Raw genomic sequence first — 11,688 nt, 5'->3', positions numbered from 1 at the left:
CTGCCCCTTTTCCAGCCAGCAGGCGTGGGTGCCGGTGGACCGGCGCAGGGCAATCACGCAAAGCGGGAGCTGCCCGAACAGCGCCCGTCACATACCGGCACGTTCAAGGTCAGTATGGCATTTTCCGCGCGCCTCAGCGCGCTCAATGTCCCGCCGCTTTCGCGGCGGGTGTGGCAGGGTTGTCTGCTGCCGCATTGGGGCAGGTCGGCACCCCTGCCCGGTCTTAGGACCGCGCGCCACCTGTGGCGCATATGTGGTCCGGCCTGCGGCCGGAGCAGAAGAAAGGGCGGCTTGCGCCGCCCTGCCCTCCCGTCATTCGGTGACGGGATCGTCATCGGTGCGCTTCGGGAAGGCCACCATCTCAACGCCAGGGAACATGCTGTGCTTGACCTGGATCGAGGTGATGGTGCCGGTCTCATCGGTATTGACGAAGAGCACCCCGCATCGATCCCAGAATGTCTTGCCTTCTTTTTCACCGGTCTTGACGCTCAGTTTCAGAGTTTGAGTTGCCATTGTTTGATCCTCGCTATGGCGTGTTTCGATGAACAAGGGAAAAGCGGGCATCAAGGGGATGTCAGCAGGGAATTTGATCCGCGCGGAATGCGCCGCAGGCGCAGGGGACATTCCTTGTTGAAGCGCGGCGCCCGGCCCGGGCGCCGCGCGTCTTCCCCGACTGCCCGCTTATGTTCATCCCTTCAGAAACACCGCAGCCGAGGATCTTCTCCGGCAACGTACTTGAAACTGTCAGACCTGGTGAAAGGCAAGGCTTTCTGGGATCGCTGCGCGCGGAACATCTGAACAAAACGATGTCTTTGATGGCGGCAACATCACCTCGATCCGACACAGGCGCGGCGCTCAGTTCTAAGTTGGGGGTTGCCCTTCTGGGTCGGTATGACCGTCGTCGCAAAGGATGAAGAATGACGGACGGTGCAAACCGCCCTATCCAACTGGCGGAGGCCAAAGACCGGACGGTCCGGCCCTGGTCCGTGCTTGTGCGGATCAGGTAAACAGCCGGACTCAATTTGGATTGGCGGGTTCGGTAGGACGCCCCGGTAATCCGCAAGAACTCTCTCAAGCGCTGTCGCGGGGCGAGACCGGCGCACGGGCAGATACAGTGATGAGTACGCCAAGAAAAAGGCCCACCGAAGCGGGCCACGAGTTTAACCAAAGGAAAATCTGGAGGTATTCTTTACAGGCTAACGCTTGCGCGCGCGATCGACAACACCGTCAGCTGTGATCGTGGCAATGCGATCCTCTGTGCGGCGGGTCATTTCCACCCCGTCACCCGTCATATGCGCCTCGGCAAATTCCGTGAACTTGAAGATGCTGCCATCTGCTTCAACATGGGTTTCGTCCTCTGCCGAGCGCCGCTTCACCGATCCGTCATGGCGGATTTCGATGATCGTGTTGTCGGCCATTCGGACCGTCACGGTATGCTCATCTACAGCGACACCCTGCCACCAGGCATCTGCATCGCGGCGCACAACAATGCGGTTTGGGTGCAGCTTGATCTGCACGTCCTGTACCTCGTCCGGATCAGCGGCTTTGACGACCACGATGGCCTCCTGCGCGCTGGGATCACCATGGATCGACGCGCTCCCGTTTTTTGGCGGCCAGAGCTTCGGCTGTGTGCGCGGCTTGCCCTTCTGGTCTGTATGAAACCCGACGAACATCTGCGCGGATTTCCAGACGCGGCGGGCGGCTTTTTCAACCGTAGACGGAGCTGCATCGGTGGACATGGTGGATAGCCTTTAAAGTGGGTTAATTCACGTGCATTTTCGGGGTGAGCGTCACACCCACAGCGCTCAGCACTTTCAGCACCGTGCCAAACTCGGGATTGCCATTTTCGCTAAGTGCGCGGTAGAGGCTTTCCCGAGACAGACCAGATTTGTCGGCCACACTCGACATACCTTTGGCCTTGGCAACATCGCCAAGTGCCGACGCGATCAGCGCCGTGTCGCTGGTTTCAAAAGCCGCTTCAAGATAGGCTTGAATGGCTTCCGGGCTGTCCAGATAGTCAGCCGCTTCAAACTTCGTTGTTTTGACACCCATGTTTTTCACTCCAACTCTCTTGCCATCGCCTTGGCGGTTTTGATGTCGGCTTGCTGGGATGACTTGTCTCCCCCGCACAGCAAAACGATCAAAACGTCACCGCGCGACACATAGTAAACGCGATACCCCTTCCCTTCGGAGATACGCAGTTCACTCACACCTTCACCAACCGGTTTCACATCACCGGGATTGCCCAGGCTCAACCGCGTGATGCGAACCAAGATCCTGGCTCTCGCCCTTTGGTCCTTCAGGCCCTTGAGCCACTTGTCGAACAGGTCCGTCTTACGAATTTCTATCATACCTATATGTAGCCTACAGGCTACAACCTTTCAAGTCAAAACAACCTATACCATTGAACTAAAATCAAAAATCATTGCTGAAAAGCAGGGCGCGTTGCGCCCTGCCCTGCCAGTTTCAGAAGCAATCCGGCACCCATGCATCGATCCGGGCTTTCTGTGCCTCGGTCACGCCCAGTGCCTTTTGATGCTCTGGATCATTGAAGAGCTTGTGCAGCGCCTCGTTCTTGGCACCCTTTTTGGATTTCGCGAAGGCTTTGAACATGTCGGCGTCGATGTGCAGGTCCAGCAGGTCTTTGTAGAGATCATCCAGCTGCCAGCCTTTCAGACGCTTGAAGCAGTTTTCAGCCGAAGGGGTCCAGATCGCGCGCATGTCAGCCTCGATCTCAGCCTCGATCTCCGCCATGAACTCCGGGCGTTGGGTCAGAAACCGCCGGGCCAGAAAACCCGTGATCTCACCATTGCGGGTCTTCTTGCCCAGATCGCGAAACGCTTTGAACGCTTCCACGCTGCCTTGTGCGGCAATCTCGTGGAACTGGTCATAGGCTGCCTGTGCCGCTTCATCCCGTTCTCCGCCAAGACGCGGGTCGAGGATGAACTGGTCATCGATCTCGGGTGTGTTCCGCTCGGCACCACCATAGCCAAACCCAAACAGATTGCTGCTCAGACCGGAGGCCGGGGTGGCAAAGAAAGCAAACAGGCTCAACACATAATCAGGCTTGTCCAGCAGGGCCGTTTGAACCGCTGCCAGCCGGATCGCCACCATGTCGTCGATGAACTTCTGCGAATAAACTGGTTTTGGTTCTTCCTTGATCTCCGGTTCTTTGACCGGGGCCAGAACACCAGCCTCAATGGCAGCCTGAACATGTTCCGCCGCGACATAGGCCGGGGATGTTTTGATCTCGCCATTGTTGGTGACATAGACAAACACGCCGGACAGCTTGCGCTGCGCGTCAGAATAGAACGGCGCCGTATAGTCCTCAAGCGCGGCCAGCTCCTTTTCACCATCCGCGTCCAGAGCCTCACCCTCATAGAGTTCGGCAAGTTCGTCATACCGTTCGGCCTGTCCTTCGGTGAAGTCCCGGCTCACCATGTCCAAACGGTGCATGTCTTTCGTACCCGAGAACCCATAGGGAATGTAGCTTTCCTCATGGGTGTCCACCCAGTCCCAGCCTTCCGCGTCGCGCAGTTTTTCCGCTTCTACCGCCAGTTTCTCGGCAAACAGACGATCCAGTAACGCGCCTTCATTGAATAGGGTTTCATCGGCAAACAGATCAGCGGTGACGGTGCCGCCCGCCTCAACATAAGCCTTCTGCCCGACAAATACGGCCTTGCGGCTAGTGCTGCTAACAGCCTCCGACGTCAGTGCCTGTTTGACATCATGCTCACTGAACCACCGACATTCTTTGGCCCGTTCCAGAACCTCCAGAATTTTCTCTTCTTCGGTGCTGACGGTCATGGCCTTGGCCAGCCCCATGCTGATCTCACCGGCTTTGAGCGCATCCAGAACGGCGGCGGGCAGACTGGCAAGCGCGAGGCGGCGGCGCACATGGGATTCGGTCACGCCAAACGCATTGCTGATCTTGGCAATAGACAGAGATTTCTCGGCCATTTTGCCATAAGCACGGACCTCGTCCACAGGGTCCAGTTCTTCACGGGCGGTGTTCTCCGCATTGGCCCATTGCTCAGCCACGAAGGGATTGTCCGTGACCTTAACGGGAACCTGTGCCAGATCAGCGCGCTCAGTCACGGCGATGTTCAGAGCCCGTAGGCGGCGACCACCGGCAACGATTGCGACTTTGCCATCGGTATCGCGCAACCCGCTGAGGTTCTGGATCAAGCCACACATAACCAAACTGTCGGCCAGAAGTGCAATACCTTCCTCACCAACCTCCTGTCGTGGGTTGATGTCAGACAGGTAGAGATCGGACAGGGATACGGTTTCGATGGTTTCCGGTGCGGTGAATGTTTCGACTTTGCTCATGGGGCAAATCCTTGTTTGAGTGTTTGAGATCGTGTTAAGGGTGCCCTACCCCTTCCGGGGTAGAGCGGAGCCGTTTAGATGGCTGCGTGTTGGATCAGGAAGCGGCGCGCGATGTGGAAATTGTCGCCCTTCCTGATTAGCGCCCACGCTTCTGCGATACGTTGCTGCAAGATTTCATTGCTCATGGTGTTCACCTCCTTTCCGGTTTGGGATTGAGATCAGTATTCGCTGGGGCACATGATGGTCAGAACGCGGCGCGTCACTGACGTGTCAAACGGCCGGTCGGACCCATACGTGTAGTCCGTGTCGTAAAGATCGATCTTCCAGAACAGCTTCTGGTCACGGACTGTCACCGCCCCAAAGGTGTGATCGCCATAGGGGTCATTGCCCTCGTCAAACTGGTCATCCGACGCCACCGCTGCCAAAGCTGCAGTCTGGAACTCCATCCCTTCACCTGACACGCCGGGCGTGACAAATACCTGACCCTGAATTCCCTTAGAATGCATCTCGATTGCCGCAGTCGGATCGATCAGCGCTTTCCGAAATAGGTCATTCTGGGTCGCAATCTCTGCCGCCTGCAGGCTGGTGTCAGTGTCGATGTCTTTTGTCTTTTCAATGTCCAAAACCGTCTCTCCTTTTGTGGTGCGACCTCTGGGGTTGATCCCCTTTGGTGCTGGTTTTGAGCCGAGCCCTGAAAGGGCGTCGTCTCTAAAACCTGCCCCGTGGCGAACGCGGAGAGGGGCGAGACAGGACCAATCGACAAGAGTGGTGCGGCCCGCAGCGCAGGCGCGCGAGGACACGGTATTGTCTATTTGTCTTGTCCGAGGGGGGAGGCCGCGCCTTCCCCCTTACGGAAGGTAGCGTTTGGCTTGTCCAAATCCCGCCTGACCCACAAGGAAAGGACAAAGGATCTCTGATCCTGCGTGAGCGCAAAAGGGACCGTCACCCGAATGGGCAGATCACCACGGCATGGACCGACCATGACCCAAAGCCCCTGCCCCGGCTCGCAAGAGACGGGTCAGGGGCTACTGGGACAGGGAGATCATTCTGGGGTGTTCTGGGTGGAAGCCGATACGTCGGCTGAAACCTAGAGCCTGCTCACGAGCCGAAAGGCTCGGGATTTGCCACAGAAACAGACTGCAGCCCGAAGTCACTCACCGACCGGAACATACCCTCGACGGAGCTTTTGCTTTTCGAGATTGTGGAGCGCTTCACTAGCCAGGGCTTCGTCATCATACGTCACCATCATGGCTTGCCCGTTCGTGCCAATACGCCCCCAGGTACGAAGCACTGAAACCTCCCCAAACAACGTCGGCTGCAACTCGATGCCATAGAACCGCGCCATGTTGATCTCAGGGTCCACATGGATCAGGTGCACAGGTGTGGTGTCTGTCAGCTCCATGACGCGATTGTCGATCAATAAAGCTCGTCTGTCCAATGACTTTGCTGGAACAGTCAATTGGCAAGGATTCAGAACCGTGATGAAAACATTCGACAACTCAATCTGTCTGATGCTTGCCTCGTACCCATCCAGGTACAGGAGCTCATATTGGCACCATTCCACATTCCGCTGCTGGAACCGTTGTGACCACTGGCCAGAGTAGGTACGGTTTTCTCATATCTTGCAAAACGAAATAGAAGGATGAAGGCAACGTGGCTGAAATCTTGGAAGGCGGATGTTTTTGCGGTGAGGTTCGATACCAGGTCACTGGCAGCGCAGTAATGCAACTCATGTGTTTTTGCAGTGATTGCCTATCGATGACCGGAACGGACGGTTATGCCGGGTACATGATAAAGTCGGAAGACCTGCAGCTGCTGAAAGGCAAACCACGGACCTTTGAGAAGACCTCAAAGGAAGGTCGACCTGTCATCAAGCATTTTTGTGGCACCTGCGGATCAGGCCTGTGGGGCGTGACAGCCTTCGGATTGACGAGCATTGCGGCTGGGACATTGGATGAGCCAAACAACTTCAAGCCAACGAGCAAGGTTTTTGTGAAAGATGCCCCCAACTGGGCCAGGGTTCCCCACCATTTGGAAGAAATGTAGCGTTTGAAGCTTTGGTATCACCTACATTTCTGTCTTGGAGTTGTTCCTCTTGGTGACCCGAGTTGCTACGATTGTCGTTGAGGCAATAAGCAGGACATCGCGATGCGCAATGCAATCTTTTTACCCCTAATGGCTTTGTTCCTGGGGGTCGTCATGGACGTTAAACCGGCGGCGGCCGCGTCACTCGGAACATATGAGGTTTTTGGCGTCGAAGACGGTGACATGCTAAAAATGCGCAGTGGGCCTGGAACAGGGTTCAATGTGATCGTTGGTCTTCCAAATGGAACCGCACTACGAGTTCACGGCTGTGAGCAGACCGGTGGCACCCGTTGGTGCCGCGTCTCTTTGGAGCGCGCGCGCAAGCTTAAGGGATACGTCTCTTGGGCATATTTGCGGAAAATCTAATACGACAGCGATCAGCACCACCATCTTTTAGCAATCATAGAATACCGGCGGAAACGCCCTGACGAATCCACTAGTTGGGCTCACACCCGTCGTCGAAGCGGCTCGCAACATCCCCGAATTCGCTGGGTTCAGGACGGCCCTAAGGCTTTGACTGGGGAGCGCTTGATCGCCTGCACCGTAACGGATTGATCCTGGACCCGGTTGGAAAGGCAAAATCGGTGGTACTGACCGATGAAGGCCTGCGCCGCTCCGAAAAGCTTTTCACAGAGCTTTTTGGGCGGGAGCCAAAGACATAGCATTCGCCATGACAAGTCCCTCCATGTAACGCAGGTCTGCATACGCGTGTGGGCTGGCTGGCGGTTGCAATCTGCGCTAAATCGCCCCTGTCCGGCAAACAGGGAGAAGCTGAAGATGACAACGGGGAACGATCTTGGTGGGCTCATCGGGTTTATCACCCGTGACGAGATTTGGCATGAGCGGCTCGCTGATGTGTTGGACGAGCATTTTCTGCCAGCGCTCGAGGCCTTCGATCTTGAGTTCGAGGATCTGGGCGACTTGCTGGGCGAGGATTGGCCGATGGTCCTGTGGGGTGGTGGCCTGGAAGATTTGCTGGGCAGGACATTCGGAGCGGACGCCGAAAACGCTGCGGATGCTTATCTGAAAGGGAGCGGTTCCAAGGAGAGTGCGCAGACCCGCGCCTATATCAAAGGATTGCGGGACGCGTCGGTCAGCCTTTATGAGGTGAGCGAGGTAGACCCCGGCAGATCCATGGTCTTGCGCAACATGCTTTCGGACGCAGAGCCGGTTACCGTCCGGGAACACAGCGCGACGCAGATGCTGCAGCGATGGGATCGCATCGCAGCTCGGGTTGTCGCACAGGGGGATTATAACGTGATCTCGGGGGCGCTGCTCCCATTCGACCCCGACACCGTCGCGTTTTTTGAAGACGGGCTCCGCTCCGTGTTGAAATTGAACCCCGACGTTGAACTGAGGCTGACACAGGATCAGCTACACCGTTCCGCACCCCTCTTCACCAATGCCTGGCTCTTCGCACATCTGCCGAACCTACTGGATCCGGAACCACCACAAATCAGCAACAGCGATGGCGACAACCTGCTCTTTCACGACATGCGCTTCCCCCTCGCCAGCAAAGTGACGCAAAGCCAGGTATCTGAAAAGCTAACACAGTCCGCAGAACTCGTGATCTCAGGCCAGAAGGATTGGACCTGGCTTGACCTCGACACCCCGTCCGGCACCAAGCACGGCACCGGCCTCGTGTTGGACAAATCAATGTCAGGGGCCTCCGTGCTTGGGTCCCTAGATCTGAAAGGTCGGACACTCACACTTTCTGTGAGCTCTACAGCGCGCGCTGAACGCGGCGAAGCCCTGGTCCGGGACCTCCTGGGCGACCTGGTGAAATCTCCGCTGACATCAATCCAGACCGCCGAACAGATGATGGCGGATGACAGCACGAGTAACGGAGTGGCAGAAGAAGAGGACATCCCCCGTGCCCTTGCCCGTCAGATGGCCCACGAATATCTCGAACAGCATTACCGCGATACGCTTGACCAGCCGATTCCTGCCCTGGATGGCAAGACCCCGCGCCAGGCCGTTCGCAGCACGGCGGGCAGGAAGAAAGTCATAGACTGGCTGAAGACAATCGAAAACCGCAGCGCGCGCCAGACCGGCTCTCCGGTGGCTGAGTATGATTTCGGCTGGATGTGGGACGAGCTTGGTCTGTCAGACTACCGAAATTGGACCAGCGATGGTTCTTGCAAAAACCGTTCCAAAGCTTCGCCTCCTGAACCCATCGACTAACCCATGTTTTCCCGGCTGCGTCTTGCAGAGATGTGGCAAGGGTTATGCTGTCGCTGCGCGTCCAGATGGTTTGCCTCGTGACAGCTGGGGCACAACAAAATTTCAGTCTCCGTGGACACACCGGTTTCATAATCGAAACAGTACTCTTGTCCACATATTTCCAGCACCTCTCCACTCTTGGCCAGTTCCGAACTTGTCACCTCGCAGTGATCACAAATTCCGTCCAAGAGAGCTGATTGGAGTTCAGAAAGAACCACTGTTTTCTGAAAATTGCACACTCTGTCACTCATAACTGCTTCAGGCTTTCACAAAATGGTGAAGAGAGAAAGCTTGTGAAACAAGAATTCAAGGGAATGTGACATAGCCCAATGGGTTCGAGATTTAGTTTCGCCGATCATTGCCTGTAAGCTGCGCGGCGCGTCGAACTTTCACGTCAGCCGCCATCCCACAACAGACCCGCGCACATCAAAATACAACCTGGGCTAGTCCTCCCAGCGAAACGCGTCGTTGTCCGCCTTCACCCGACCAATAGACGGCAAAGCGAAGTGGTTTCCCAGCACAATACATCCCGTTTCCGAGGCGCTTTCCAACAGTTTCCGACGGGATGTCACGGCCATCTCAGCATCGGAATCAAACATAAAATGCCACTCGGGATGCCAGCACTGGGCGGTTGTATGGATTGCATCACCTGTAATCAGAGCGCGCCGGTCGCCACTGGTGATTTCGACCGAGACATGACCTGGTGTTTGGCCTGGCGTGGGGATCAGAGTGACGGAATACACCCTGTCGCAGTCCTAAGGTTCACAGGAGGCCCGAGACAAAGTAGGTTTCTTGTGCAGAGGTAACGGCAATAGGCGTGGATCAGAATGGCGCGACAGCTCCCACTCGAAGGTAACAAGCCCTTTCTGGTTTACGCCGGCACTGGCACCGACCTGATTTTCAATCATGGAATTGAGCTTCCCGGTTTCGCGTCGTTTCCATTGCTGGAAGAACCTGGCACCAGGGTGATACTGGCCGGTCAAATGCAGGCTCTTGTCGATCTGGCCCGTGAAATGAATGTCGGATGCATCCTTGATGCGCCCACATGGATGGCGAACGCCGACCGGGCAGCGCCCTTGGGGTACGATGCAGAGCGGCTCGCCGAAGTAAACAAAGATGCGGTCAGTCTAATGGAAGACGTGCGCCAAGCTGCCGCTCGCGATGATGTACTGGTGTCGGCCTGCATCGGCCCGCGCCATGATCCTTACGCCGACATCCCGCCGGTACCCGTCGAAGATGCACGTCAATACCACGCCGCTCAAATGCACAGCCTGAAAGACACAAGCCTCGATCTGGTCACCGCTTATACATTCAACCGCCCAAGCGAGGCAGCGGGATGCATCCTCGCCGCCCGGGACGCTGAACTGCCGATCATCATGTCTCTGGTTGTTGAGACAGACGGGTGCCTGGCAGACGGGACCAAACTTGTGGACGGAATTGACCAGATCGACGCAGCAACCGACTCGGCGGCGCTGTTTTTTATGGTCAACTGCGCTCACCCTACCCATTTCGCCGGAGCGCTTGGCAACCACCCCCGGCTGAGAGGCCTTGTGGCGAACGCTTCGAGTTGCTCGCATGCGGAACTTGACGAAGCAGATGAGCTGGACGAAGGCGATCCAGCTGAACTTGGTAAACAGATTGCCGCGATTGCGAGGCAGAATCCGTCGATCCAAGTATTTGGAGGATGCTGCGGTACCGACATGCGCCATCTGAAATCGATGATCAGCGAACTAGCATAGCCAACTTGGTTCAATCTGAGCGATAACGCTGAGATCTAAGGTGATCCCGTAATTTCTTTCCACAACTTGTTAGGAGATCGGCCCATTCCTGCCGTTCACCTGCACATACCGATGCCGCGGTCGCAGCCCGCTTCTCGGACATTCGCTGCATTTGCATAGTTTAGCCTGAGCAGACGTTAGAGCTCTTTCAGGATGCTTTTCCCGAGAATTGGACAGTTAAGAGAACTTTCGCGGTTCAGCAGCAGAGTGCCGCCAATCCAGAATTTAAACTGTGTTTTCCGACCGGGCATATCTGTCAACGCAAGTTGAAGTCCAAAGTGCGATACATCGTGAAGTCATCACACCAAGACACAGCGCAGTCGTCACATGCATCTGGTAGTCGTGTCGCGCCAAGGCGCTTGGTTCGTTTTGTGACTTCTTTCGTCACAACTGTTCTGTTGCTACTAACAAGGCCATAAGCAACAAGGAAAGCGTCCCGACCTACCTTGATCAGTTCGCTATCTGTGAATTTGGCGTCATCGCTTTGATACCCGTCACGTAGCGCTTGCTGCACTAAGGCGGGGTCTGCATCCTCATCTAAAAGTAGCGCTTCCTTTGCGTCTTCTCCCTTGATCCAGTCGGCCAAGTCATCGCTACCGCCTGACACTTCTTCATAAATCTCACGCGGCATCTTGATTCTACCAGCATCACCTTGAACAACGAGCCATTCCCAAAATTGGGGAATGTGTTCTAAAGGGTAGTAGGTGTTCTTCGCAGTTATCAACACGTTGGCATCGATTAGGTACATCAATGCGCTCCGCTTGCGTTGGAGAACAGATCACCCTTTTTTCGTTTCGCCTCGTACCTTCTCAACAGCGGTTCTACCGCAGATGGTTTCGACCCCAAAAGGTTTGCAGCTTTTGTGTAGGTAAGCGCATTGCCGCGAACGGAGCGATAAACTACCTCCAATAGTGCGTTGCCCAGATTGTGAGATTTCACAACGTGCGGGTTTGGTCCGTCGCTATCTTTCATCTTTTCTTTTTGGCTCTTGAGAGCAGCCTGCCAACGTGCCGAGTACACCCCACGAAGACGGCCATAGGCATCGCCACTTAGGTCACCTGTTCTATAGAGTTGATAGGCGACCATCGGACCACTGACAGACCACTTATAGGCAATACTATCAACCACTGCCTCCGCACTATTGCTATCGTCAGGGTCAAAGTCAGGCATACCCTTGCGGAAGTGCGCCGAAGGCAAAAGAAACTCTCCAGCCACATCATTACAAAACCGTTCAATCTTGGCGGATTGGTTCGTCGGGGTGGCAGTAGAG

Annotated in this window: 14 protein-coding genes and 1 pseudogene; 5 read left to right on the top strand and 10 right to left on the bottom strand. The window is 55.8% G+C overall.

Features of this window, described 5'->3' with window-relative positions:
- Window positions 1-312: 312 nt before the first annotated feature.
- The 7 genes from AC2FJ6_RS18110 to AC2FJ6_RS18080 form a co-directional block, all read right to left on the bottom strand.
- Window positions 313-513: a hypothetical protein gene (locus tag AC2FJ6_RS18110; RefSeq protein WP_170417785.1), complete on the bottom strand. Its 201-nt coding sequence runs from the start codon at window positions 511-513 to the stop codon at window positions 313-315.
- A 683-nt stretch (window positions 514-1,196) separates the two neighbouring features.
- Window positions 1,197-1,739, bottom strand: coding sequence for a hypothetical protein (locus tag AC2FJ6_RS18105; RefSeq protein ID WP_170417788.1), 543 nt, complete (start codon window positions 1,737-1,739; stop codon window positions 1,197-1,199).
- A 22-nt stretch (window positions 1,740-1,761) separates the two neighbouring features.
- On the bottom strand, window positions 1,762-2,052 hold the full coding sequence (locus AC2FJ6_RS18100) for an addiction module antidote protein (RefSeq protein WP_152460667.1): 291 nt from the start codon (window positions 2,050-2,052) through the stop codon (window positions 1,762-1,764).
- Window positions 2,053-2,057: 5 nt separating this feature from the next.
- Window positions 2,058-2,351 (bottom strand): type II toxin-antitoxin system RelE/ParE family toxin, encoded by a 294-nt coding sequence (locus tag AC2FJ6_RS18095; protein WP_170417791.1) that lies wholly within the window; start codon window positions 2,349-2,351, stop codon window positions 2,058-2,060.
- A gap of 115 nt (window positions 2,352-2,466) precedes the next feature.
- Window positions 2,467-4,332, bottom strand: a complete 1,866-nt coding sequence (locus tag AC2FJ6_RS18090; RefSeq protein WP_170417794.1) for a ParB/RepB/Spo0J family partition protein — start codon at window positions 4,330-4,332, stop codon at window positions 2,467-2,469.
- 218 nt (window positions 4,333-4,550) lie between these two features.
- A complete protein-coding gene (locus tag AC2FJ6_RS18085; protein WP_152460664.1) occupies window positions 4,551-4,955 on the bottom strand; it encodes a DUF3768 domain-containing protein in 405 nt (134 codons plus the stop codon).
- Window positions 4,956-5,482: 527 nt separating this feature from the next.
- Complete coding sequence (locus tag AC2FJ6_RS18080; protein ID WP_237215935.1) at window positions 5,483-5,770, bottom strand: WGR domain-containing protein; 288 nt, start codon at window positions 5,768-5,770, stop codon at window positions 5,483-5,485.
- A 215-nt stretch (window positions 5,771-5,985) separates the two neighbouring features.
- Here AC2FJ6_RS18080 and AC2FJ6_RS18075 point away from each other — a divergent pair, with 215 nt between their 5' ends.
- The 4 genes and pseudogenes from AC2FJ6_RS18075 to AC2FJ6_RS18060 all read left to right on the top strand — a co-directional run bounded on the left by AC2FJ6_RS18075 (window position 5,986) and on the right by AC2FJ6_RS18060 (window position 8,601).
- Complete coding sequence (locus tag AC2FJ6_RS18075; protein ID WP_152460663.1) at window positions 5,986-6,378, top strand: GFA family protein; 393 nt, start codon at window positions 5,986-5,988, stop codon at window positions 6,376-6,378.
- A 102-nt stretch (window positions 6,379-6,480) separates the two neighbouring features.
- The gene (locus tag AC2FJ6_RS18070) at window positions 6,481-6,783 is read left to right on the top strand and encodes an SH3 domain-containing protein (protein ID WP_152460662.1); all 303 of its coding nucleotides are present in this window, start codon (window positions 6,481-6,483) and stop codon (window positions 6,781-6,783) included.
- Between the two features lie 155 nt (window positions 6,784-6,938).
- Window positions 6,939-7,079: pseudogene (locus AC2FJ6_RS18065) on the top strand (DUF6429 family protein); the annotation flags it as partial.
- 115 nt (window positions 7,080-7,194) lie between these two features.
- The gene (locus AC2FJ6_RS18060; protein ID WP_174819503.1) at window positions 7,195-8,601 is read left to right on the top strand and encodes a DUF7986 domain-containing protein; all 1,407 of its coding nucleotides are present in this window, start codon (window positions 7,195-7,197) and stop codon (window positions 8,599-8,601) included.
- 482 nt (window positions 8,602-9,083) lie between these two features.
- Here AC2FJ6_RS18060 and AC2FJ6_RS18055 read toward each other — a convergent pair whose 3' ends face one another.
- Window positions 9,084-9,383, bottom strand: a complete 300-nt coding sequence (locus AC2FJ6_RS18055; protein WP_170417797.1) for an MBL fold metallo-hydrolase — start codon at window positions 9,381-9,383, stop codon at window positions 9,084-9,086.
- Between the two features lie 84 nt (window positions 9,384-9,467).
- On the opposite strand from AC2FJ6_RS18055, the gene AC2FJ6_RS18050 reads away from it, so the two are divergent.
- On the top strand, window positions 9,468-10,379 hold the full coding sequence (locus tag AC2FJ6_RS18050; protein ID WP_170417800.1) for a homocysteine S-methyltransferase family protein: 912 nt from the start codon (window positions 9,468-9,470) through the stop codon (window positions 10,377-10,379).
- 295 nt (window positions 10,380-10,674) lie between these two features.
- On the opposite strand, the gene AC2FJ6_RS18045 is transcribed toward AC2FJ6_RS18050, so the two are convergent.
- Both AC2FJ6_RS18045 and AC2FJ6_RS18040 read right to left on the bottom strand, forming a co-directional pair.
- A complete protein-coding gene (locus AC2FJ6_RS18045) occupies window positions 10,675-11,166 on the bottom strand; it encodes a DUF4411 family protein (RefSeq protein WP_170634626.1) in 492 nt (163 codons plus the stop codon).
- Window positions 11,166-11,688, bottom strand: a 523-nt coding sequence (locus tag AC2FJ6_RS18040; RefSeq protein WP_496669658.1) for an ImmA/IrrE family metallo-endopeptidase, incomplete at its 5' end; no start/stop codon positions are given. The genes AC2FJ6_RS18040 and AC2FJ6_RS18045, both read right to left, overlap by 1 nt.

It is taken from the genome of Ruegeria sp. CDSA089 (assembly GCF_059612205.1).
This window is presented reverse-complemented; position numbering and strand designations above follow the sequence as displayed.